The sequence below is a fragment of the Terasakiispira papahanaumokuakeensis genome (assembly GCF_001709345.1).
GTDB classification, from domain to species: Bacteria; Pseudomonadota; Gammaproteobacteria; order Pseudomonadales; family Halomonadaceae; genus Terasakiispira; species Terasakiispira papahanaumokuakeensis.
The window spans coordinates 1,674,228-1,699,504 of sequence record NZ_MDTQ01000001.1; the positions used below are offsets into that span (position 1 = coordinate 1,674,228).

Sequence of the window (25,277 nt, forward strand, 5' to 3'; positions counted from 1 at the left end):
CACGATGGCAAGACGAGGCATCCAATATGAAGACGTCACCAACAGCATCGAAGCATTACGTGCCCGCGGCCTCGCTCCCACCGTGCAGAACATCCGCGATCAACTGGGCACAGGCAGCTTCTCGACAATCAATGAGCACTTGAAACAATGGCGAGCCCTATCGCAGCCGTCATCAGGTCACGCTGAACAGGATTTACCGGCAGGGTTGGCACAGCTCACAGGCCAACTATGGAAAGCAGCTCAAGAAGAAGCTTACGCAGCACTGGAGAGTCAACGAGAGGCAGCAAATGCAGAGATCGAAGCCGCGCAGATAGAAAAGCAAGAAGCCCAAGCACAAGCGCTGCATATGGAAGAACGCAACATCATGCTGGACCAGAAAAACAATGAGCTCCTGGCAGAACTCAAAACACTCACTGACCAACGCGCAACGTTGCGAACAGAGCGTGATCAAGCGTTAAAAGAGACCAACGTAAAGCAGCAACGAATAACCACACTGGAAAACTTGCTCGATGAGCAAAAAACGCAGGTTGAACAACTCAAAATAGCGCACCAAGCGGCATTAGAGGCCGTTCAACAGCGCATGGATGAAGCTCTGGAGCAAGAGCGTCAACGCCAAGCTGAGCAAGAGGCCTACTGGCTCAAAGAGATCGACCAAGCACGACAGCAGCTTGCGCATCTGGAGACTGAGCACAAGCAGACAATGGCCACATATGCTGATGAAAAGGCGCAATGGCAAGCCTCAAGGCAGCAGTGGCAACAGCAACAACAACATTGGGAAGAGTCACACCAGTATCTAGAACAGACGCTGGTACAATTGAAACAGCAGAACGAGGAGTTGAAACAAACAGAAGCCGCCTGGTGGTCGCGCTGGGAGGGACAAGAAAAACGCCTGCACGACTTACAAGCCGAACAGGCGCAATTGATCAAAGAGAAAGAGTCATTGCGTAGCGCTCTGGAGCAATCTATCAGTCATCGGCATATGGGCACTTTCCCCCCATTTATTGGATAACAGATATTAGATGACAGCTCATCGTTTAATCTATTAAGGGCGAATCACCATCACTGAAACATGGGCCCTTTCTACGACACGGGCAGCTACGGACCCAAGGAAGAAGCGCTCAACGGCCTTTTGATCATGACTTGGCATCACAATCAGATCGGCATGAACGCGTTCAGCCTCAATCAAAATCTCTTTGTGTGGCGTGCCATCAACAACTCGGGTACGGGTTTTAATACCTTCAGGCACACTCGCTTTCGCAAACTGCTCAAGCTCACGATAGATCTCGTTCAATAATGCTTGCACATCATGCTTAGGGAAATGCCCCGCCACCATCGGCGAGCCAAACCCCGGAATCACTGAGAACAAATGCAACTCAGCCTGATGCCGCTGCGCTAGATCAACGGCGGCTTCCAGCGCCTTGCCTGCATTTTGTGTGTCCGTAATATCAACAGGTAACAAAATATGCTTAAACATCGTCTTCATCCTGATAACTTTTAATCCCATTCGGAGCCGCTAAGAGCGGCCCCGAGAATAAGGATCAAGCAGCGGTGGGCTCAGCAGACTCGTTTCGACGGGCACGTTGCAACCATCCGATCAATACGAGCAATAGCAATGCAGGAATCATCATCCATTCTTTAGCCGGCCGATCGGCTTCTTGTTCAATACCGAGGACTTTCCAGCCAAAATCAATACCTAATTCCTGAGCAGGAGAGCCAAAATCAACATAATCGACCTCAACATCATTCCCTTCAATGATCAAGTTCAATCCCGCTGACTTCAACCTCGCCATACCCTCGCCTGGCTGACCCAAAGGCAGCATCACAATTTTACGTTCCAGATCACCATCAATGTTTTCGCCTTCTACGCTCAACCGTAATGTGGCATCTTTCGGCGCTTCTTCTGCTAACTGAACGATCTGACCCGCTTCAACTTCCTGTAAAGGCGGATAGAGTTCATCCCACCAGAAGCCAGGTCGGAACAAAGTGAAGGCGATCAATAATAAAGCCGCCGTCTCCCAGAGCCGATTTTTCGTTAGCCACCAGCCTTGCGTTGCCGCTGCAAAAATCAACATGGCGGCCACAGCCCCAAAAATCACCGTAATCAGATGAAAGACACTATCAATATCAATCAGCAATAGATTGGTATTGAAGATAAACATAAAAGGCAGTACCGCGGTACGAATATCATAGGTGAAACCTTGAACCCCTGTTTTAATGGGGTCAGATCGGGAAATCGCAGCCGCTGCATAGGCCGCAAGCCCCACCGGAGGTGTATCGTCTGCCAAAATGCCGAAATAAAACACAAAAAGGTGAACGGCAATTAAAGGTACAATCAACCCCTGAGCGGCCCCGAGATTCACAATTACGGGGGCCATCAGCGTCGACACCACAATATAGTTGGCCGTGGTCGGCAGCCCCATACCCAGCACCAAGCTGATGACGGCAGTAAAAAACAACATCAGCAACAAATTACCGCCAGAGATGAACTCCACAAACTCGGTCATCACCAGGCCGATCCCCGTTAGGGTCACGGTACCGACAACAATACCCGCCGCCGCTGTCGCGACCCCGATCCCGATCATGTTCCGCGCACCGGACACCAAGCCATCAGCGAGATCAAGAACAGACTCCCGAATACCTGACTGCCAACGGCCTTCTCGACGGAACATACGAATCAGAGGACGCTGGGTCACTACAATAAAGATCATGAACATGGTGGCATAAAAAGCCGCCAGTCCAGGCGACATGCGGTCAACCGTCAAACACCAAACCAGTACGACAACAGGCAGCAGAAAATACAGGCCCGACTTAACGGTTTGCCCCACAGGGGGGAGTTCGAGGATTTCTTGCTCAGGATCATCCATACCCAAAGGAGGGAACTGGCAGCCATACCAAAGCAAGCCTAAATAAGCGACCACCAGCATCAGGAAAATCACCGGTGTAGCCATCACACCTAAGGGTTCACGTATCCAGCCCAGGCCGTAATACACCGCTAATGATAGTACGGCCAAACTGATGAAGGCTGTCATCATCACTAACAGCTTCTGTAGTAATGTCGCCCCTTCTTCGCGGCGCGGTAATCCTTTCATCCCCAGCTTACAGGCTTCGAGGTGCACGATATAAATCAAGGCCACATAAGAAATCAAGGCCGGCAGAATGGCATGCTTAATGACTTCCAAATAGGAAATCCCAACATATTCCACCATTAAGAAAGCAGCCGCCCCCATAATCGGCGGTGTCAACTGCCCGTTAGTCGACGCCGCCACTTCAACGGCACCGGCCTTCGTACCAGGAAAGCCCACTCGCTTCATCAATGGAATGGTGAAGGTTCCCGTCGTCACCACATTGGCAATGGAAGAACCTGAAATCAATCCAGAAAGCCCCGAGGCAACAACAGCGGCCTTAGCGGGCCCGCCGCGCATATGGCCCAAGAGTGAAAACGCCACTTGAATAAAATAATTTCCTGCACCGGCTTTTTCGAGCAGAGAACCGAACAAAACAAATAGGAAGACAAAGCTTGCCGAAACTCCGATGGCAACCCCAAACACCCCTTCAGAGGTTAGCCACTGGTGAGTCAATAGTTTCTGAACACTGGCCCCCTGATGGGCAATGACATCGGGGAAATAAGGGCCGAATAAGGTATAAGTCAAAAAGACTAAGGCCACCACCATCAAAGGCGGGCCTAAAGCACGACGGGTGGCTTCAAGCAACAGGATCATGCCGATCCCGCCCATAATCAAATCCTGTAGAATCGGATTACCAGGCCGTGAAGCCAAATCATCGTAAAAGACAACCAAATAAAGCGCCGCACAAGCGCCCGCTACCGCAAACACCCAATCCAGTAGTGGGATATACCGTTGTGGAGAGCGTTTAAGCGCAGGATAAGCTAAGAACGCCAGAAAAATCGCAAATGCTAGGTGGATCGGGCGGGCCGTGCTGGAAGCCATCAGAGAGAAAGGAGAAGCATACCACAGCTGAAATAATGACCACGCAAGCGGCACCGCCCATAACACCCAGGCTGAGACCCCTGTAGGGGTTCGCGCACCACTGTCCGACTGCAGCATTTGCTGAAGCTGGTCATCAGTCGCGATATCTTTTTTATCGGTATCGGTATCGGTCATCAATCTTGCCGTCCATATTCTTGATTAGTCTGAAAAAGTACAAACTAATTCGACACGGTTATGATTTTATTGGGGCCAAAAAAAAGGGCTTACGCCCTTTGAGAGCCAAAGAAGGAGCACTGAGGCTCCTTCTTTGGACAAAGTGATCAGTCCTCCAAGAGGCCTGCCTCACGATAGTAACGCTTAGCTCCGTCATGTAGCGGAGCACTCAAACCAGCACTGACCATTTCTTCTTTTTTCAGTACAGCAAATGCCGGGTGTAGTTTTTTGAAGGTATCAAATTCATCAAAAACGGATTTAACCACTTCATAAACAACACGGTCGGAAGTCCCTGTGGAGCTTACAATCGTTGCCGCCACACCGAAAGTTTTGACATCATCGGGATTACCGGCGTACATGCCCCCAGGAATAGTGGATGTCCGATAATAAGGCAACTCAGAGACCAACTTTTGAACCGCATCATTATCAACATTCACTAAGGTGCTGTCACAAGTCGTTGTCGCTTCTTTAATTGCACCGGATGGGTGGCCGACCACATACACAAAAGCATCGATTTTATTGTCACACAGCGCACTGGCCATCTCTGAAGCTTTCAGCTCAGAAGCCAGTGAGAACATAGACTTGTCTTTACCCATCGCTTCCAATAAGGCATCCATGGTATTACGCTGACCAGAGCCAGGGTTACCAATATTCATGCGCTTACCGGCCAGGTCTTCAAAGTTGGTGACGTTGGCATCTTTGCGGGCCACAACTGTGAAAGATTCTGGATGCATAGAGAAAACGGAACGCAGATCAGTATAAGGACCTTGATCAGCAAACTCGCCTTCCCCTTTGTAAGCTCGATACTGGACATCTGACTGAGCAACACCCAGATCCAGCTCACCTGCACGAATCGTATTGATGTTATAGGCGGACCCACCCGTTGACTCAACTGAACAACGAATGCCGTGTTCTTTTCGCCCCTTATTCACCAGGCGACAAATAGCCCCCCCAGTCGGGTAATAAACACCGGTCACACCACCTGTACCAATTGTGATGAATTCCTGCGCACTGGCCGCTGGCGTTAACGTCATTGCCGCTAAACCAACGCTTGCAGCTGCAACAGCAGAAGCCAATGATTTTTTCATCATGGACATGGGTAGTCTCCATCCCGTGAATGTATTGTTATTCGGATGTATTAACGCTCATAGCGCGTTATCACGACTTTCCTAGTATCGTGATGAGCAAGAATAACACATCCCTTTTAAGGGTCACGCTTTAACATTATGAGTAATCAACAAGATAGTTAACAAAACGTCAAACCACCAGCATCAAGATGGGTATTTCATCCTGATAAAAGCTGCTCGTTCTCGATATTTCATCTAAAAATGCCACAAAAAAAGCCCAACCATTAAGGTCGGGCTTTTTATCGCTGTGATACTGCGCTAAACCATGGGGCTCAATTACTGATAATAGGCATTCTCAGTAATGGTATGGTCGGTGACGTCCCGAATGCCTTTGAGTTCGGGTAAACGCTCTAATAGTGTCTTTTCGACGCCATCCTTTAAGGTCAGATCAACGGCCGAACACCCTTGGCAGCCACCGCCAAATTGTAATACCGCGACATTGTCTTCAGTCAGTTCGATCAACTTGATCTCCCCGCCGTGAGCGGCAAGCCCCGGATTAATATCACTGTAGAGGATATAATTAATTTGATCCGAGAGCGGGCTATCTTTATTGACTTTAGGCATCTTGGCATTGGGCGCCTTGATGGTCAGCTGTCCGCCCATACGGTCTGGATTAAAATCCACGACAGCTTCCTCTAAGAAGGGCAAACTGTTGTGATCCAAGTAAGCAGGAAAGTACTCAAGGTCTAAACGCTCATCGCCACCTTCTTCCTCACCTGGACGACAATAAGCCAAGCAAGTTTCAGCATAAGGCGTACCTGGCTGGGTGACAAAAACCCGAACACCAATCCCGTCAGCGTCTTGCTTACTGAGCAGCTCATGCAGGTAGACCTGGGCGCTCTCAGTAAATTCAATCATATTGCTCATGGCAACAACCATCTCCAGCAAGCTAAGTCATTTGCGCCTTATATTAAGGAATGGTGTGCCAAAGAACAATACCCAAGTATTTTAGTCGGAATTTAATTGCCGTTTTCAACTGAAGATTTCTGTTAAACTTTCGTCCCCGATGATCACGTATCCCAACGATGGATAGCGCGACGTTTAGTTTTAATAACATCTGATTATAAAGCCTGACGCTGGAGACTTATTGCATGACACCCACCGCCACCTTCCAAACGATTGAAGCGATTCTGGCTCAACGTATCATGATCCTCGATGGTGGGATGGGCACGATGATCCAGCGACAGAAACTAAGCGAACAAGATTTTCGCGGTGAGCGTTTTGCTGACTGGGCCAGTGACTTGCAAGGTAACAACGATCTTCTGGTCTTAACACAGCCCGAAATCATCAAACAACTCCACTGTGATTATCTTGCGGCTGGGGCGGATATCATTGAATCCAATACGTTTAACGCAACCCAGCTGTCACAATCCGATTATGGCATGGAAGCGCTCGTCAGTGAGATTAATGAGACAGCCGCTCGCCTCGCTCGAGAAGCCGCTGATGCCTATAGCACACCAGACAAGCCCCGTTATGTTGCTGGCGTACTCGGGCCAACGAGTCGAACAGCATCTATATCGCCTGATGTCAACGATCCCAGTGCGCGAAATGTCACGTTTGACGCCTTAGTTGAGAACTATATCGAAGCCACTGAAGCCCTGATTCGGGGTGGTGCCGATATCATCATGATCGAAACAATCTTCGATACCTTAAATGCTAAAGCCGCCATTTTTGCGGTCGAAACCGTATTTGAACAACGGGACGAACGACTCCCGGTAATGATCTCCGGCACAATTACAGATGCCTCAGGCAGAACGCTATCAGGCCAAACGACAGAAGCCTTCTGGAACTCAATACGTCACGCTCAGCCTATTTCTGTGGGTCTCAACTGTGCTTTAGGTGCGGACGAATTGCGCCCTTATCTAGAAGAGCTATCCCACAAGGCCGATACGTTTGTTTCCGTACACCCCAATGCCGGGTTACCGAACGCATTTGGTGAGTACGATCAAACGCCTGATGAAATGGCGGCCATCGTCGAAGAATTCGCTGAATCAGGTTTCATCAATATTCTGGGGGGCTGCTGCGGCACAACGCCTGAACATATCGCAGCATTGGCTCAAGCTGTCGCCCCAATCACACCTCGCCAAGTGCCCGACATTACACCTCAATGCCGTCTATCCGGTCTGGAACCCTTCAACATCGGGATGGACTCGCTGTTTGTTAATGTCGGTGAACGCACCAATGTGACGGGATCAGCTCGATTTAAGCGTCTAATTAAAGAAGAAGATTATACCACCGCCCTTGAGGTCGCTTTAGATCAGGTAGAAAACGGCGCACAAATCATTGATATCAATATGGATGAGGGCATGCTGGACTCCCAGTATGCGATGGTTCGCTTTTTAAACCTGATCGCAGGTGAACCAGATATTGCCCGCGTCCCGATCATGATTGACTCATCCAAATGGGACATTCTCGAGGCTGGCCTGAAATGCGTGCAGGGCAAACCCATTGTCAACTCTATTTCCATGAAGGAAGGAGAAGACTTATTCCGACAGCAGGCACACCTTTGTCGACGTTATGGTGCCGCCATTATCGTCATGGCCTTTGATGAAAAAGGGCAAGCCGATACATTTGAGCGACGCCAACAAATCTGTGGTCGTGCGTACGACATTCTCGTCAACGAAATCGGTTATCCGGCTGAAGATATTATTTTTGACCCCAACATCTTTGCTATCGCAACCGGTATCGAAGAGCATAATAACTATGCCGTTGATTTCATCCAATCCTGCCGCTGGATTCGTGACAACCTGCCTCATGCTCAAATTTCCGGGGGCGTCTCGAACGTTTCTTTCTCATTCAGGGGAAATAACCCGGTACGCGAGGCGATTCACTCCGTCTTTCTTTACCATGCGATCAAAGCAGGCCTCACCATGGGGATCGTTAATGCAGGGCAATTGGCCGTCTATGACGACCTGCCCGAAGCATTACGTGAACGTGTCGAGGATGTGGTGCTCAATCGTCGCGACGATGCCACAGAGCGTTTGCTCGAAATTGCCGATCAATATCGCGGCGATGGCAGCAGCCAAGCCCAGAAAGAAGATGATGCCTGGCGCAGTTTGCCGGTTTCAGAACGGATTAGTCATGCGCTCGTAAAAGGGATTACCGCCCATATCGAAGCCGATGTTGAAGAAGCTCGACATACCTTTGAACGACCCATACAGGTCATAGAAGGGCCACTCATGGACGGCATGAATGTGGTTGGCGACCTGTTCGGGGCAGGAAAAATGTTCCTTCCCCAGGTGGTCAAATCAGCGCGAGTCATGAAACAAGCCGTGGCTTATCTGATTCCCTATATTGAAGCCGAGAAAGATTCGGCCTCTCAGAGTAAGGGACGCATCATCATGGCGACCGTCAAAGGTGATGTTCACGACATTGGTAAAAATATTGTCGGCGTTGTCCTCCAGTGTAATAACTATGAAGTGATTGACCTCGGCGTCATGGTGCCTTGTGAAAAAATTCTCCAAGCGGCCCGAGACCATAATGCGGACATTATTGGTTTGTCTGGATTGATAACGCCATCACTAGATGAAATGGTTCATGTCGGTAAGGAAATGCAACGCCAAGGGTTTAACCTCCCCCTATTGATTGGCGGCGCGACCACCTCGAAAGCCCATACGGCGGTCAAGATTGACCCCACTTACGAACATCCTGTTGTTTATATTCCTGATGCTTCCAGAACCGTAGGTGTTGTCTCTCACCTCCTCTCTGACGCACAACGCCCAGCTTTTCTGTCACAACTCAAAGATGAGTATGACACCGTGCGTGAACGCCATGCCAAGCGCAGGACGAAAGCAGCGGAAATGAACTACGCTCAAGCTCGGGCCCATAAACCGAGTTTTGATTGGAACAATTATCAGCCCCCAGAGCCCAGCATTAAAGGTGTTCAAGCCTTTGATGACTTTCCGCTCGAAAAGCTGATCGACAGAATCGATTGGACCCCTTTCTTTATTAGCTGGGATCTGGCAGGCAAGTACCCCAGAATCCTCGAAGATGAAATCGTGGGTGAGGTTGCCCAACAATTATTTGCCGATGCTCAGACTATGCTGCGCCAAATTGTGGATGAGCAATGGCTTAAGGCTCGCGCAGTGATTGGCTTCTGGCCTGCCAATAGTGTCGATGACGACGTCATTGAGGTTTATCACGATGAGTCTCGAGAGACGATAAAGGCCCAGCTTCATCACATCAGGCAACAAACCCCCAAAGGAAATACACAGACGTGCTTCTCGCTGGCAGATTTCATAGCCCCTAAAGGAAGCCAGCCAGATTGGGTTGGAGGCTTCGCAGTGACGGCCGGTATCGGTTGCGAAGAGAAAGCGAAGGCATTTGAAGCCGCTGGTGATGACTACCAAGCCATTATGATCAAAGCTCTGGCTGACCGCCTTGCAGAAGCCTTTGCTGAGCTGATGCATGAATATGTGCGTAAAAGCTACTGGGGCTATGCTCCAGATGAAGCACTGAACAATGACGAGCTCATCAGAGAACGTTATCGCGGTATTCGACCGGCACCGGGATACCCTGCCTGTCCGGATCATACCGAAAAAAGTGTGCTATTTGATCTGCTGGATGCAACCACACACACCTCGCTCGAATTAACTGATAGTTACGCCATGTATCCTACCGCCGCGGTGTCAGGTTGGTATTTTTCACATCCAGAATCCAAGTATTTCAGCACGGGCAAAATCACCCGAGATCAAGTCGAGGCCATTTCATTACGTAAAGGCATGGACATGACGACGATGGAACGCTGGTTAGCGCCAATTCTCGGATATGACCCGGATTAATCGATGTTCGATGCTCAACAACTCATGGCCAGACCAGTGATGGCATAATGAAATATGGGTTACTTCCCCGGCGCGTTCGCACGCGCCGGATTCTTAAACTGGCCCTGCCCATTATGGGCGGTATGCTCAGCCAAAGCCTGCTCAACCTCGTCGATGCGGCGCTGGTCGGGACTCTAGGTGAAATTGCACTGGCCGGTGTAGGCGTTGGCGGCTATGCCATGTTTATGGCAACCGCACTCGTCATGGGGTTGTCATCAGGCGTCCAATCTCAAGTTGCACGACGTTATGGGGCTCGCCATTTCAGAACAGTGCTCGCGCCACTCACTGCCGGTCTAATAATCGCGGTTATCATTGCCTTACCGTTGATGTTCATTGGCCACCAACAGGCCATGCTCATCACCGGCTGGATTAGCCAAAATCCTGCGGTACAACAGGTCTCAGCGGACTATTTTGCTATTCGCATTCTCACCTTGTTGCCCATTGCACTGAACTTATGCTTTAGAGGCTATTGGAACGGAATTCATCAGTCCGGTACTTATTTCAAGATCATCCTGATGATGCACGCCCTAAACATTCCATTATCCATCTGGCTCATTTATGGCGGGGCGGGTATGCCAGCTCTAGGGACAGAGGGAGCGGCTTTAGGAACAACCCTCTCGGTATGGATCGGAGCTCTCTCCTGGAGCATCACCACATGGCGGCATGCACGACAAGTAGACGCCATTCAATGGGTTCCTGAAAAACGATTGCTCTGGCGCGTCATCAGCCTAGCGACCCCTAATTCGTTCCAGCAGCTGATGTTTGCCATGGGTTATGCCGTTCTGTTTTGGATTCTGGGTCATATCAACGCCGCCAGTGTGGCAGTCGGCCATGTCTTGGTTAATTTATCACTTTTACTGATATTGCCTGGTGTTGGGCTAGGTATGGCGGCAACAACCTTGGTGGGGCATGCACTCGGCGCACAACAGCTGAACGAAGCACACCGATGGGGTTGGGATGTCGTGCGTGTAGCATTTTTCACCCTAACATTACTCGCACTGCCCATGCTGCTAGCACCGGACATAATGCTCAGCCTATTCCTACATCAACAACCCCTGATTGATCTTGGACGCCTTCCGTTACAGCTCACCGGCGCCATGATTGCACTTGATGCTGCCGCTATCGTACTCAATCAGGCATTGCTTGGCGCGGGTGCTCACCGAAGCGTCATGCAATTACAACTGATCACACAGTGGTTATGCTTTCTGCCCGCAGCTTGGTGGGTCGGTTTACACTTGGGCTATGGGCTCGAGGGGGTATGGTGGACACAACTCGGCTACCGGCTGTTAAATTCAGCATTATTTGCCTTGATTTGGCAGCAAAAACGCTGGCTAAGACCTGCATAAGCCGCCATCACACCACTTATTCCTAAAGATTATTAAAATGATTTTTTTATTTCTTTTTAAGTTGGTGCATCAGGCGTTAGAGTGTGCCGATAAGAGGAGGACCCTGACCCCATGTACCAATATGATGATTATGACCAGCGCCTAGTCGAAGAACGTGTCGCTCAATTTCGAGATCAGACAAATCGCTATCTGGCGGGTCGCTTGAGTGAAGAAGAGTTTCGCCCATTACGTCTACAGAATGGTCTTTATATCCAGCGCCATGCACCGATGCTACGGGTAGCAATCCCTTATGGAATGCTCTCTTCAACACAATTGCGTGCACTGGCCAGCATTGGGCGCGACTATGATCGTGATTATGGTCATTTCACAACACGTCAGAATATTCAGTTCAACTGGCCAGCTCTGGAAAAAATTCCAGACATTCTCGCTGAACTGGCTCAAGTACAGATGCACGCGATCCAAACCAGTGGCAACTGCATTCGTAACACCACCACAGATCACTTTGCCGGCATTGCCGCTGATGAAGTTGCTGATCCCCGCCCCTGGTGCGAGCTGATCCGCCAATGGTCAACACTGCATCCTGAATTCGCATTTCTACCGCGCAAATTCAAAATCGCAGTCAGTGGAGGTCCCCATGACCGTGCAGCGATCCGTGTCCATGATATTGGCCTTGAATTACGCCGTAATGAGGCAAATGAACTAGGGTTTCGCGTCTTTGTCGGTGGTGGCTTAGGGCGCACACCGATGATCGGTGAAATGATCAAAGACTTCCTCCCCTGGCCACACCTCATCACCTATCTTGAGTCAATACTGCGCGTCTATAACCAATATGGACGTCGAGACAACAAGTTCAAAGCAAGAATCAAAATTCTGGTCAAGGCACTGGGTATAGATGAGTTCCGCGAGCGCACAGAAAAGGAATGGGCGCACTTACGCAATGGCGAAAGCACGTTAACGGAAGAAGCGCTACAACAAGCGCATCGCTTTTTCAAAGAACCGGAACGCATAACAGACATTGATACGACAGATTACGAGTATCAACGTCAGCATGACAAAGCATTTGCTCGCTTCATCACCAACAACGTCATGGCTCACAAAGCACCGGGCTACTGCGCGGTCACCCTGTCGTTGAAACATCCAAGCCGCGCGCCCGGCGATATTACATCCGATCAAATGGATCAGGTTGCGAATTTAGCTGACCAGTATAGCCTGGGTGAGCTGCGTGTGTCTCATGAACAAAACCTGGTGCTGTCCGATGTGCGACAGGACCAGCTTTATCAACTCTGGCAAAAACTGGACGAACTCAAGCTGGCATCGCCCACGATTGGGACCTTGCAGGATATTATCTGCTGCCCTGGCGGCGACTTTTGCAGCCTCGCTAACGCCAAGTCAATTCCAATTGCTCAAGCTATTCAGGCCAAAATTGATGACCTGGACTACCTCTATGATCTGGGCGCCATTGATCTTAATATTTCCGGCTGCATGAATGCCTGTGGTCATCACCATGTCGGTCACATCGGTGTTCTGGGCGTCGATAAAAAAGGCCAGGAGTTTTATCAGGTCTCACTGGGTGGCAGCGCCACTGAAAATGCCAGTCTGGGCAAAATTCTTGGCCCCTCTTTCGCTCAAGATGATATGCCTCGTGTGATCAGTGACTTACTCGAGGTCTATGTCGAACAACGTCATGAAGATGAGCAGTTTATCGATACTTATCAACGTATCGGCCAGAAACCCTTTAAGGAGCGTGTTTATGCCCAAAATCATTCGTGATCGGCAACTGGTCGACGATAACTGGCAAATTCAACGAGATGCCGAAGCCGAGCCACTGACACCGAGTGAAACACAACCGGTATTGATTCAAGTCGATGAGTGGCAAGGAGCGCCTTATACTGCCCCTTGGCTGGCCAGTCATACCGAGCTGAATGAACAGCTGGCCGACCGTTTAAAATCCGCGACCTTGATTGCGATCGACTTCCCGGATTTTAATGACGGCCGGGGTTATACCCTCTGCCGACAGCTTAGGGAGCGCTATCAGTTCAAAGGAGAAATTCGAGCAATCGGCGACGTATTGCAGGATCAGCTCTATTATATGAGCCGTGTGGGTTTTACCAGCTTTGCGATCCGTGAAGATAAAGACCCAGAAGAAGCACTACAAGGATTGAACACCTTCTCTGTGCGTTACCAAGCCGCTCAAGATGAAGCGACACCACTCTTTCGTAAACGATGGGAAGCGAGCACTTAAGAGACAAGGCTTCATGAAGCGCTCTATTTTGATCTTATTAGGGCGCTCTTTGCATAAAGAATTGAAGATACCTTGCACATAGGTCCTCTGGGAAAACAAAAAAGAGCCGCACTAGACGGCTCTTTTTTGTGGAGGCTGCATGGAATCACGAATAACCGCTTCTTAGTCGTCACCTCATTCCATACAGCACAGTTTTAATCAGCAAACTACTGATAAGTGGGGATCTGCTGAATCCCTTGGAAGACCTGTCGTTTGCTACTGGTGTCACGTTCCATCAAAATAATTTCAACACGGCGGTTTTTAGAGCGCCCTTCAGGCGTCGCATTGGTCGCAATAGGACGTGCATCGCCATTGCCCACCACATAGAGATACTTCTCATTCAAATCTGACATCCATGTCAACTCATGCGCGACTGAAACTGCGCGAGCGGCTGACAAATCCCAGTTGGAACGAAAACGCTCAGTGTTAATAGGCTGGTTATCCGTACTGCCCCCCACAATGGTATACATATCATAATCTGATACGATATCAGCCACTTTTTGGATAATCGGTACCATTTGCGGCTCCAGCCAATCACTCCCCGACTTAAAGGCAGCATCATCAGGAAAACGAATGATAATGTGATCCTCATCTCGCTCGATGATGACCAAACCTTTCTCAACTTCGTCTACAAAGTTGGTTTCCAAACGGTTCCCTAATGTCTCTAACTGCTTGTTCTCTTGCTCCTCACCTTCTTCGGTATTGGGTTTGGGCTTAATCGGATCAACGAGATTATCCGTACGAGGCGGATTATCAGAAGGAATAATGTTAAGCGGATTCATCGCCTGCAGACCAAAAGAGCTTTGCAGTGCTTGTGCAATACTTTTATAGCGCTCAACATCCATCGTTGAAAAGGATAAGATCAACACAAAGAAAGTTAACAAGAGCGTCATGATATCGGCAAAAGTGGTCATCCACTCAGGCGCGCCATTTGCTCCTAACTTTTTCTTCTTGCGTCTACGTTCGCTCTGAGCCATACGGCTTCAACCTTCTTCAGTCGATTTCTTCTGTCATGGTAATCCCGCCTCGCTGATATTCAGGCAGGTAGGTTTCCAACAGCTCATCCAGAACCTGAGGGTTCATGCCGTTATATATACCCATTACAGAATCGATAATTAACGACATATTGTTTTCAAGTTCTTCAGTTTTCATTGCCAATTTCTCAGCCATTGGCAAGAAAAATAACTGAGCCATCAAAGCACCATAGAAGGTTGTCAGCAACGCAATCGCCATCCCGGGGCCTAACTTGCTTGGATCATCCAAGTTATTCAACATGGCAACCAAACCGACCAAAGTACCGATCATCCCGAAGGCTGGTGCGCTATCCCCCATGGCCCGGAAGACCTTCTCACCCACTTGTTTGCGATAAATAGACAGATACATTTCTTTCGTCAGCACTTCCTGGATAAATTCTGGAGCGCTGCCATCAACACACATCTGAACCCCTTTAGCAAAAAAAGGATTCGGAATAGGCTCATCTTCCAAGCCCAGCAAACCGTTACGTCTTGCAATACGAGACAAGCGGTTGGCTAATCCAATGATTTCGCGAGGGTTGTCATTTCGATCAAAGAATGCTGTGGCAAAACCTTCTTTAAGTCCGACAAAAAAACTTTGAATTCGAAACTTGATTAAGGCCGATGCGCCAGTCCCCCCGACGACCAGCAACAAACCGGGTAGATTAAGGTAGATATCAACGTTGGAACTGGTCACGATCGATAACGCAATGAGAACGGTACCAATCACCAGTCCAAGAAGTGTGGCAAGATCCATAGGTGGGTCCTTGTGGCTTGAACAGCATCAGGTCATGTGAGAAACACGATCATTATAGAAACATGATATCAGCCCCATCTATTTTGCCTAGTGGCATACCGCAGGGAATTGTGTTTGACCTTTGATGAAGCTTGCAGATATTTACATTTAGTCACGGGCAGATCACGTTTCGCTTTTGAGTATACCCTCACCTTAGCAAAGGGTATAAATTCCATAATTACGGTATAGTGTAAAAACCTAACAAAGCACTACCGTGACTTTAGATGACTCAGGAGGAGATATCATGTGGAAAAAAGCGGCTTTAATCGCTGCAGCTTGTATAACGACAAGTGGCACAGTATTTGCTGAAATGAAACCTGATGATGCGATCGAATATCGTCAATCAGTGTTTGAGGTCGGTCGTTTTCAGTTTGGTGGCATGGCCGCCATGCTCCGAGGGGAGCAAGACTGGAATACCCCAGCGTTTACAGAGCATGCCAAGGTGTTAGCCACAATTGCCCCTTTGCTTCGTACAGGCTTTTCAGTCGAAAGCCATGAGGGTGATACTGATGCATTACCTAAAATTTGGCGTGAAAAAGCTGAGTTTGATGAACTGTTAAATAGCTACATCAGTGATGCAGAAAAGCTTTATCAAATCGCTCAACAGGGCGATGAAAATGCCATGAAACAACAGTTCAAAGCCACGGCACGGCACTGTAAGGCCTGTCACGACGACTACAGGGCTGACTAACCCTCCCTCAACGCGTTGCCAATGCCGCATTGCCATCGGTATAAAGCCTCATTAAAACTGTGGCTCACCACCGCCAGCTTTGCGGCTTTTAAGTCATTAACATCGTTCATCATCAATATCGGCAACGATCAGGCAATGAATTGTGCCAGCCATTCCCTCATAACTGATTCAAAATAATCCAGGGTGATGCCGCCAAGCAGAGTGTGATCAAAAAACGGAGATAGAACGAAACAATACTCCCACCAGGGCTCTTAACCCGCGCTTCATCAGCAATCTTCTGATCGGCAGAAAAACGCTTCCGCCCAGTGATCATGGCAGGCACCAACGATTCTCCCTTGAACCTATGCCATATAATGGCCAGCACGTGCAAACCAATAAGGCCCAACAGCCAGTAAAATCCCTGCCGGTGAATTGAAGTTAGCTCAGAAGCCAAATCGCGATTAATCAGTGAATAAAGCGGCCCTTCGATAAAGATATCATCGGTGCTAAAAAGCCCTAAAACGGCTTGCCCTAGCATGGCTAATAGCAATACAGGCACCATTAAGCCACCTAAAGGGTTATGTCCAATGTAATGCTCGCCTTTCCCAGAGAGCTGACGCTTGGCATAATTAAAGATAACTCTCGGGCTATAAATAAAACGTGAAAACCGTGCCGAAGCACTCCCCCAAAAGCCCCAAAATAATCGAAAAATAACTAGGCATAGTAAAAGCTGGCCCAAGAGCACATGCTGATCCATATCGCCTTGATCATAGGTCCACCATAAGAGCCCTATCAGTACAACAAATGCCCAGTGCAGAACACGGACAGGCCAATCCCAGACTCGATAGGTTTGCTGCTCAGTCATGTTTTATTCGCCTCTTTCACGTTAATTTTCAGCCGTTAGAGGAAGTGTGCCGCATTTTGTCTAAGGATTCATTGCGCTATACGAGCTTTCACTGACTTGTGTCGTTTCCCATGACATGCCAAATCATTGTGATCGCAGTAAACTAAAGAGCATTGCTTTCATCCAAACCAAGGAGTTCTTCAATGAACCGGGATCTTGCCTCTATTCGACGCAACTATGAACATGACCCGCTACTGGAGCAGGATGTCCCCGACAATCCGAATGAACTGTTTCGAGAGTGGATCAACAATGCGATTGAGACGGGAGGGCTTGACCCGAATGCAATGACACTGGCCACAGTTGATCAGCGTCATAAGCCTCATGCACGTATCGTATTACTAAAGGGGCATGATGACAGCGGGTTTGTTTTTTTCACCAATTATCAAAGTGCCAAAGGTCAAGAGCTTGCATGTAATACTCAGGCCGCACTCGTTTTCTGGTGGGAAACAGTTGAGCGCCAAGTCAGAGTTGAAGGCCATATAGAACAACTTTCTGCTGAGGAATCAACCGATTATTACCAGAGCCGTCCGCGTGGCAGCCAACTGGGTGCATGGATATCGAAACAAAGCCAAGTCATTCCGGACCGAGAATGGCTATCAATGCGTTCAGAACAATTGGCACAAGACTTTGACGGACAAACGATCCTACCTAGGCCCGAGCACTGGGGAGGGTATCGTGTTGTTCCTGAGCTGATTGAGTTCTGGCAAGGACAACCTAGCCGTTTGCATGATCGCTTACGCTATCGGTTAAACGATGATCAATCTTGGACCCTAGAAAGGCTCTCTCCTTAAGCGAGTATTTGTACTGACTGTTTTTACTTTCTTTATAAACAACTCCATTAAAAAAGGCGCCAAGTGGGCGCCTTTTTATAGTCATTTTTTTATAGCCATCAAGAAAGTGGTTTACTCTGCCAGCCACTCTTTAACACGTTCAGGATGATCCGCCAGCCACTTTTGGGCATTTTCATAAGGGTCTGAACCATCGACCTGATTCATGACCATTACTTCAGCCATCTCCTCAGGTGTCCAGTAGAAATTATCTAAGATGCGATAAGCTTCAGGCATATCATCTTTTAACCCTTTACGGACAATCGTATGAATCTCTTCAGCATCGCCGTAGACATTTTTAGGGTCGTCCAGGTATTTCAGATCCCAACGTGCAAACATCCAGTGCGGCGTCCACCCAGTGACGACAATCGGCTCGTGCGCCTTGATTGCACTAGCCAAAGCAGCGGTCATCGTCGCCCCCGATCCTTCAATCAAACGCATACGACGCAGACCATATTCATCAACCGCTTTTTCGGTCAAACGCATCAAGCCTGCCCCCGGATCAATCCCGGTAATGCGTCGATTGAACTCACCGGCCACATCGCTATCTTTTAAATCCTCAATAGAATCAACATCAACATAGTCGGGCACAACTAAGCCCAATTTGGTGCCTTCCAGATTAGCCCCTAGATCAACGATATCATCCTTTGTTTTAGCGAGATAATCTTCGTGCGTCGAAGGCAACCACGCGGCGGTAAACCCATCGTAATCAGCGACAGCCACCGATTGCCACATGGCCGCAGCGCTGACAGGCGTAATCGTGACATCATACCCTTGCTCTTCGAGCAGCGCTTTGACTACGTTAGTGCTGGCAACCTCACTGGACCATTCAACATAGGCCAGTTTGATATCACCTTTATCATGATCTGCCGCCATAGCTGGGCCGGTCCCCGCGAGGACAGCGGTTGCACAGACAGCACTGAGTAGTTGCTTTGCGATTTTCATGAGCCTTATCTCCTTCTTATATTGGCTTGGTCGTCTTGGCTTTTGTTATCTTTACTTGTGATATATCAATGGCGTTCTATCAATAGACTTGTCTCAATAGATATATCAATGGATCTGTCACTTAGACTGCCGTTTAGCCTGGCCGAGCTTCTGAGTCATTCGATCTAGCACCATCGCCAAAATCACGACAGCGAGACCGGCCTCAAAACCTTTACCTGGCTGTAAACGTTGAATCGCTTTCCATACATCGCCCCCTAATCCGTCGGCACCGATCATGGCGGCAATGACCACCATGGATAACGCCAACATAATGGTTTGGTTAATCCCGGCCATCATCGTTGGCACCGCCATGGGTAATTGAAGCTTCAGCAACTTCTGTGCTTTTGTTGAACCAAACGCATCAGCCGCTTCAATTAATTGCGTTGGCACCTGTCGAATGCCCAACGTTGTAAAACGAATGGCCGGGGGCATAGAGAAAATAACGGTGGCAAAAATAGCCGCAACGGGGCCAATCCCGAAAAACGGAATCGCGGGAATCAAATAAACAAATGCGGGCATTGTCTGCATGAAGTCGAGTACGGGCATGATAATCCGGTACATCCCTTCATAAAGTGCAGCCAAAATCCCCAGCGGTACAGCTAGCGCTACCGCAACCACCGTCGCAAACAACACCAAGGTGAAGGATTCAAGCATTGAATCCCATAATCCTAAATTATAAATCAGTGCAAACCCGACTGCGGTGAACACACCCAGTCGCCAGTTACCGGCGAAAAGCCCTTTACGCCAATAACCCACTTTCCAGGCCAGTAAGGCAAATACGACAATCAATAACTCGGGGCGAATATCAAACAGCAGATCATTCAGGCCAAAAATCGCGTTTTCGGTCACATCACTGATAGTCCGAGTAACACTGGAATATTCCTCTGTCAAAAAATCTAGACCACTCTCAACCCAGTGCCCTAAAGGGATTTTATTATCTAAAAAGCTCATACGATGTGCTCCCCTTCAGGTTGTGCCTGCTTGTTATCTTTCTGACCGCTCTCAACGGTTGCAGCCTGAGCCAGTTCAGCAAGCAGTGAACCTCTAACAACCACCCCTTTTAAACGATCCTGCTCATCGACAACCGCAATGGGATAGCTACGCTCATCAAACAGAGGGAAAAGATTATTAAGCGGTTCATCTTCAGACACCTTATGTAAATCGGTGATCAACAAGTCTTGAATGCGCCGATCTCCACGTTTTACCGCTTCATTCAACACATCCGCTTCCACCAGACCACACAACTTACGCTCACGAGTGGTGATCAGCATCCGGTCCATGCCATTTTCTCGCATGCGATGCAGCACTGTTCGCGGACCATCGTTTAAATAACCAATCGCTCTGGCCGGTGTCATGGCCGCATTCGCGGTTAAGATCCGCGTCATGTCCACGCCTTCAATAAAGCGTTCAACATAGCGATTAGCAGGATGAGTCAAGATTTCTTCAGGCGACCCTTCTTGAACAATTTCGCCATCTTTCAACAGAATGATTCGATCCCCTAAATTCAACGCCTCATCTAAATCGTGAGTGATGAAAATGACGGTCTTTTTCATTCGAGTCTGTAAATCCAGCAACTCTTGCTGCATATCTCGACGAATTAACGGATCGAGCGCACTAAAAGCTTCATCCATCAATAAGATGTCAGGGTCGGCCGCTAGCGCTCGAGACAAACCTACACGCTGCTGCATCCCACCCGATAACTGATCCGGATAAGCATCAGCCCATTCCTCTAAACCGACGAGTTGTAATGCTTCCAAACCTTTTTTAGCACGTGATCCTTTGTCAACTCCCTGGATTTCCAAACCGTACTCAGTATTTTCCAGAACAGTGCGATGTGGAAATAAGGCGAAGTGCTGGAACACCATGCCGAAAGTTTCTCGTCGGAAACGCAATAGCCCTTTGTTATCTAACTTGACGATATCTTGCCCATTGATCTCAACACTCCCTTCGGTAGGCTCGATCAGTCGATTGAGGCAACGTATCAAGGTGGATTTTCCGCTTCCAGATAACCCCATGATCACTAACAACTCGCCTTCATTGACGTCAAACTCAATCTTCGAAAGCCCCAGAGTCATACCCGTTTTTTCCAGTATCTCTGGGCGTTTAAGTCCTTTGTCACGCAACTTGAGGGCCGGCGTAGGATTGTTGCCGAACACCTTGCTCAAACTGCGTACCCTTATCTTGGGCATCGATGTCTCCTGTCTGTGAAAAAGCTCAATACCATCTCCGACAGTGCTACAAACATGACATGCCAGAAGAATCCAGTGTTTTCATCGTACAACAATTACAAAATTTTATCTAATGATCAATCAATCAAAATAATTTGTGATGGAAACGCCTCCCCAAAATAACGACATCGGTTGCTCGCGGCTAACCGACAACAAAAAAGCCGGCTCACAAGAAGCCGGCTTTTTGATGGAGAAGATCACTTTAAGCAAATTTTAGCGACATTTTACATCCTAATTTTAGTCCAGAGCACTTGATAGGCGGTGTCGTTGCCATTCACTACTGGGTTCATTCAGTGGCAGTGTGGCGTCAATGACCTGCTCCTCCATGTTATACCGGCAGTTGAACCCTAAGTACTTCATCAAACCTCGCATGGGATGGTTCTCCACCATAATCTTGCCCATCATTTCTAAAGTACCTACGCTCTGGCAATAGCGTATTAGCTTTTGCATCAGCAGACGGCCTAACCCTAGCCCCTGCAGGTCATCACGAATCAGAATAGAAAACTCGGTGCGAATGTTATCGGGATCAGTCCACACACGAGACACCCCTAAAATATCTCGCTCACCAGTCGGTAATAGCGCTTCTGCGACAAAGGCCATTTGCCTGTCATAATTAATCTGTGTCAGCAGCGATAAATCGCGCTTAGACAAATCAGCTTTGTTGTGAAAATAACGAAAACGAATGCTATCTTCAGACAAACGGCTATGAAATTTCAGTAATGCCGGTGCATCTTCACCACGAATAGGGCGAAGTTCGACAGCCCGCCCATCTTTTAATGTCACTGTTTCTCGTAGATCTTCAGGATAAGGCATGATGGCATGATAGGCTGCCTCACCTAAATTACACTGTACATCTACCGCCATAATCCCATCACGATTAAGCAATAGTGGGTTAATTTCTAGCCCTTTGATCTTCGGCATGTCCGAACATAATTGAGATAATCGGACGAGAATTTCACACAGTTGATCAATATCTTGAGTTTCTTGCTGGCTATGCTCCTGAATCCATTGCCCCGCTTGGCTGCGCATAATGAGTTCACGCGCCAATGGCATATTCAATGGCGGCATTGCCACTTGTCGATCTTGCAGAATGTTGACTTTATAACCCCCAATCCCAAACAAAATCACAGGACCAAAGACAGGGTCGCGACTGATACCTAAATTGACTTGCATGGAATGTTTACCCCGTTGCATAGGTTGTAATACAAACCCATGAATTTGGCTTTCAGGGAATTTTTCCAGCACTTTATCTCGTAGTTTAATAGCACCTGCTGAGATCGATTCCGGAGAGTCTAAATCTTGCAGTAAACCTGCAGAAAGTTTATGCGGATGCTTGCGATAGTTAAAAGGCTGACAGTTCACGCTGTGGTTAATTTTAAGTGCTTTAAGCCCTTTCCAAGTCTTGGACATTTCTGCAGCTTCTTGCGGGCTAGTGGGGTATAAAGTCGGCGCAACCGTAATGCCATAAGCCGTAAGCACCTGGTGAGTTTCATGATGAGTGAGATACTGCCGCCCTTGAGCATCAACCTCATCAACCAACGCCATCGCGGCTTGTCGCTTTTCATGCTCTGTTTCAAAAATCAAACTAGGCGGCGTTTCCTGAAGCAACGCCTGATTGCGCTGATAATTAACCATATGCATAAAGGCTTGAACCGCCTTTTCAGGGGACAAATAGGTTGGAATAGCCGCCATGTTACACTCATGACGTGCGGATAAAGCCTGATCCAACCCCATCCAGCTGGTTAAAACGTTACGTCGAAACTGGCGCTTATTGGCAATTAGCGCTAGTGCCGTTGATTTACTGGGAGCCAAGCGAGTCGGTGCATGCACCACTAGAACAGCATCCACTTGAGGATCCTGCGAAACAGCCGTTACCACATCAACAAAACGTTGCGGTGTCGCATCTCCCCCAATATCAACTGGATTATTGCGTCGCCAAGCCGCTGGCAACAAATCATCCAACACCTCTAACGTTTCTTCCTCAAGCGTCGCCAATTGACCTCGTTGATAAATCAAACGGTCAACAGCCAGCATACTTGGCCCGAGCCCGTTACTCACAATGGCGAGCCGATCCCCTCTAACCGGCCTCATTCGGTTGAGTGTTTCCAGCGCATCGAACAACTCTTCACTATTATCAACCCGCACCATACCCGCACGAGAAAAAGCCATATCATAAACAGGGTCACGACTCATCAAACCAGGAGTGGCCTGAGGGGTAAGTTGTGCTTGCGGCGTTCGGCCAGACTTAATCGCCAAAACCAATTTATTACGTGAGGCTTCCCTGACCGCCGTCATAAAGTGGCGCGAGTCAGGGATATGTTCCAAGTGCAATAAGATCGATTGAGCACTCGAATAACGGTTAATGTAGTCCACCACATCGGCCAGCTGAACATCGACACTATCGCCCAATGTAACTAAGTGCGAGAACCCGATGCCACGGCCATTCGCCCAATCAATAATGGCATTACCTAACATGCCCGATTGGCCAATATAAGCGACCTTGCCAACCTTCACATTCTGAGAAGTATAACTGGCATTGAGTTTATGGCCTGGGACCAGTATGCCCATACCTTCGGGGCCCATCACACGTATAGAAGATTGTTGTGCAGCCTTCAAAATACGATCATGGTAGGCTTGGCGGGCCTGCCCCTGCCCGGCCGTCATCACCATGCAAGCACGAACCCCCATCCCCCCTAGCCGCTCGACGGCATCCGGAGTTGCCCGGGCAGGCGCACAAACAATCGCCAAATCAGGCACAAATTCAAGCTCCTCAATACGACGGCAACAAGGGACACCATAAACCTGGGCATATCCTTTAGGATTGACAGTGGCAATATCCCCGGCGAAGCCCCCTTCCAGTAAATTATTAACAACTTGGCCGCCCAGGCTCATCTCCCGCTCTGAGGCACCAACAACCACAATACTTTGGGGCTCAAAAAAATAGCGCAAAAAACGAGTGCTCACGCTCAACCTCCATCGCAATCCAGGGATAGGCTCTACCTTACGACACCTTAGTCATTAATGTCTGGTCATACATCAAGCCAGCACAGATTTATCTACTTTATCTACTATAGAGACCATACTTAATCTCGACTAAGGAAGACTATCTCGATATCAAGGTGCTGATTAAACTGCTTAAAAGTCTCAGGAGTTCAGCATGATCACATCATTTATTACACACCCCGATTGCGCACTTCATGATATGGGGCCCTGGCATCCTGAGAATCCGCATCGATTAACGGCCATTATTGATCGACTCAAGCTTACCGGTCTCATGCAAGAGCTCATGCAGTATAAGGCTCGCCCCATTACTGATGAGCAGTTATTTAGGGTTCATCCCAAAGCCCATATCCGCTCATTACAGCTCAGCCAACCGGAACAAGGCTTTACACCACTTGAAGACGAAACACTATTGGGGCCGCAAAGTCTTGATGCCGCAAGCGTTGCTGCAGGCGCTGCCATCAGAGCAATCGACCAAGTCATGAAAAACCAAACGGATAATGTCTTTTGCGCCGTCAGGCCACCAGGACATCATGCTGAACGCGTCGAAAGTATGGGGTTTTGCTTTTATAACAATGCAGCCATTGCCGCAGTACACGCGATTGAGACTTTCGGGCTGGAACGGGTTGCGATTCTAGATTTCGATGTTCACCAAGGAAACGGCACCATTGATATTTTCCGCAATGATCCCCGAGTCCTTGTATGCTCAACATTTCAACACCCGTTCTACCCTTGGCGCTATGCTGAAAGTCAGTGGGACAATATCATCAACTGCCCACTGGTCGCAGGAGATGGCAGTCAACAGTTTAGGGCGCTCGTTGAACAACGTTGGCTGACAGCTCTTGACAGTTTTAAGCCACAATTGATCATCGCGTCGGCGGGGTTTGATGCCCATAGAGAAGACCCCATGGGAGAACTTAATCTTGAAGACGATGATTATTACTGGGTGACTCAACTACTAATGGATGTCGCCAGAAGGCACTGTAATGGGCATTTAGTGTCAATATTGGAGGGCGGATACGAGTTGTCATCTTTGTCGCGATCAGTGCATCGTCATATTGAAGCCTTGGTTGGTTTGTAGTCACCATCTCTTATTCCACACTAAGTTTGTTACAATCCTA

Annotated in this window: 19 protein-coding genes; 8 read left to right on the forward strand and 11 right to left on the reverse strand. The window is 48.6% G+C overall.

Annotation, left to right across the window (positions count from 1 at the left end; genetic code table 11):
* Positions 1-4: 4 nt before the first annotated feature.
* Complete coding sequence (locus BFW38_RS07370; protein ID WP_068997812.1) at positions 5-1,009, forward strand: DNA-binding protein; 1,005 nt, start codon at positions 5-7, stop codon at positions 1,007-1,009.
* Positions 1,010-1,042: 33 nt separating this feature from the next.
* Here the strand turns inward: BFW38_RS07370 and BFW38_RS07375 are convergent, their stop codons facing one another.
* The 4 genes from BFW38_RS07375 to nfuA form a co-directional block, all read right to left on the reverse strand.
* Positions 1,043-1,474 carry a universal stress protein gene (locus BFW38_RS07375; protein WP_068997813.1) on the reverse strand — a complete coding sequence of 144 codons (432 nt, stop codon included), beginning with the start codon at positions 1,472-1,474 and terminating at the stop codon, positions 1,043-1,045.
* Positions 1,475-1,538: 64 nt separating this feature from the next.
* Positions 1,539-4,121, reverse strand: coding sequence for a TRAP transporter permease (locus BFW38_RS07380; protein WP_068997814.1), 2,583 nt, complete (start codon positions 4,119-4,121; stop codon positions 1,539-1,541).
* A gap of 146 nt (positions 4,122-4,267) precedes the next feature.
* Positions 4,268-5,248: a TAXI family TRAP transporter solute-binding subunit gene (locus BFW38_RS07385; protein ID WP_218186475.1), complete on the reverse strand. Its 981-nt coding sequence runs from the start codon at positions 5,246-5,248 to the stop codon at positions 4,268-4,270.
* 315 nt (positions 5,249-5,563) lie between these two features.
* Positions 5,564-6,154: a Fe-S biogenesis protein NfuA gene (gene nfuA / locus BFW38_RS07390; RefSeq protein WP_069000290.1), complete on the reverse strand. Its 591-nt coding sequence runs from the start codon at positions 6,152-6,154 to the stop codon at positions 5,564-5,566.
* A 224-nt stretch (positions 6,155-6,378) separates the two neighbouring features.
* Here nfuA and metH point away from each other — a divergent pair, with 224 nt between their 5' ends.
* From metH to BFW38_RS07410, 4 genes are all read left to right on the forward strand, one after another.
* Positions 6,379-10,068: a methionine synthase gene (gene metH / locus BFW38_RS07395; RefSeq protein ID WP_068997816.1), complete on the forward strand. Its 3,690-nt coding sequence runs from the start codon at positions 6,379-6,381 to the stop codon at positions 10,066-10,068.
* Between the two features lie 47 nt (positions 10,069-10,115).
* Positions 10,116-11,453: an MATE family efflux transporter gene (locus tag BFW38_RS07400; RefSeq protein WP_245686104.1), complete on the forward strand. Its 1,338-nt coding sequence runs from the start codon at positions 10,116-10,118 to the stop codon at positions 11,451-11,453.
* A 111-nt stretch (positions 11,454-11,564) separates the two neighbouring features.
* Positions 11,565-13,223 carry a nitrite/sulfite reductase gene (locus BFW38_RS07405; protein WP_068997817.1) on the forward strand — a complete coding sequence of 553 codons (1,659 nt, stop codon included), beginning with the start codon at positions 11,565-11,567 and terminating at the stop codon, positions 13,221-13,223.
* Positions 13,204-13,695, forward strand: a complete 492-nt coding sequence (locus tag BFW38_RS07410; protein WP_068997818.1) for a DUF934 domain-containing protein — start codon at positions 13,204-13,206, stop codon at positions 13,693-13,695. The genes BFW38_RS07405 and BFW38_RS07410 overlap by 20 nt, the downstream gene beginning before the upstream one ends.
* A gap of 206 nt (positions 13,696-13,901) precedes the next feature.
* On the opposite strand, the gene BFW38_RS07415 is transcribed toward BFW38_RS07410, so the two are convergent.
* The gene (locus BFW38_RS07415; RefSeq protein ID WP_084004517.1) at positions 13,902-14,711 is read right to left on the reverse strand and encodes a flagellar motor protein MotB; all 810 of its coding nucleotides are present in this window, start codon (positions 14,709-14,711) and stop codon (positions 13,902-13,904) included.
* A gap of 16 nt (positions 14,712-14,727) precedes the next feature.
* Complete coding sequence (locus tag BFW38_RS07420; RefSeq protein ID WP_068997820.1) at positions 14,728-15,504, reverse strand: motility protein A; 777 nt, start codon at positions 15,502-15,504, stop codon at positions 14,728-14,730.
* Positions 15,505-15,787: 283 nt separating this feature from the next.
* On the opposite strand from BFW38_RS07420, the gene BFW38_RS07425 reads away from it, so the two are divergent.
* Positions 15,788-16,234, forward strand: coding sequence for a c-type cytochrome (locus BFW38_RS07425; RefSeq protein WP_068997821.1), 447 nt, complete (start codon positions 15,788-15,790; stop codon positions 16,232-16,234).
* A 157-nt stretch (positions 16,235-16,391) separates the two neighbouring features.
* On the opposite strand, the gene BFW38_RS07430 is transcribed toward BFW38_RS07425, so the two are convergent.
* Positions 16,392-17,078, reverse strand: a complete 687-nt coding sequence (locus BFW38_RS07430; RefSeq protein WP_068997822.1) for a cytochrome b/b6 domain-containing protein — start codon at positions 17,076-17,078, stop codon at positions 16,392-16,394.
* Between the two features lie 182 nt (positions 17,079-17,260).
* On the opposite strand from BFW38_RS07430, the gene pdxH reads away from it, so the two are divergent.
* Entirely contained in the window at positions 17,261-17,908 is a 648-nt protein-coding gene (pdxH, locus tag BFW38_RS07435) for a pyridoxamine 5'-phosphate oxidase (RefSeq protein WP_068997823.1), read from the forward strand.
* Between the two features lie 111 nt (positions 17,909-18,019).
* Here the strand turns inward: pdxH and BFW38_RS18015 are convergent, their stop codons facing one another.
* From BFW38_RS18015 to BFW38_RS07455, 4 genes are all read right to left on the reverse strand, one after another.
* On the reverse strand, positions 18,020-18,889 hold the full coding sequence (locus tag BFW38_RS18015) for a glycine betaine ABC transporter substrate-binding protein (protein WP_068997824.1): 870 nt from the start codon (positions 18,887-18,889) through the stop codon (positions 18,020-18,022).
* 117 nt (positions 18,890-19,006) lie between these two features.
* Positions 19,007-19,879 carry an ABC transporter permease gene (locus BFW38_RS18020; protein ID WP_068997825.1) on the reverse strand — a complete coding sequence of 291 codons (873 nt, stop codon included), beginning with the start codon at positions 19,877-19,879 and terminating at the stop codon, positions 19,007-19,009.
* On the reverse strand, positions 19,876-21,117 hold the full coding sequence (locus BFW38_RS07450; protein ID WP_084004518.1) for a quaternary amine ABC transporter ATP-binding protein: 1,242 nt from the start codon (positions 21,115-21,117) through the stop codon (positions 19,876-19,878). The genes BFW38_RS18020 and BFW38_RS07450 overlap by 4 nt, the downstream gene beginning before the upstream one ends.
* 276 nt (positions 21,118-21,393) lie before the next feature.
* A complete protein-coding gene (locus tag BFW38_RS07455; RefSeq protein ID WP_068997826.1) occupies positions 21,394-24,120 on the reverse strand; it encodes a bifunctional acetate--CoA ligase family protein/GNAT family N-acetyltransferase in 2,727 nt (908 codons plus the stop codon).
* Between the two features lie 193 nt (positions 24,121-24,313).
* Here BFW38_RS07455 and BFW38_RS07460 point away from each other — a divergent pair, with 193 nt between their 5' ends.
* Complete coding sequence (locus BFW38_RS07460; RefSeq protein WP_068997827.1) at positions 24,314-25,237, forward strand: histone deacetylase family protein; 924 nt, start codon at positions 24,314-24,316, stop codon at positions 25,235-25,237.
* The last annotated feature ends 40 nt before the right edge of the window (positions 25,238-25,277 follow it).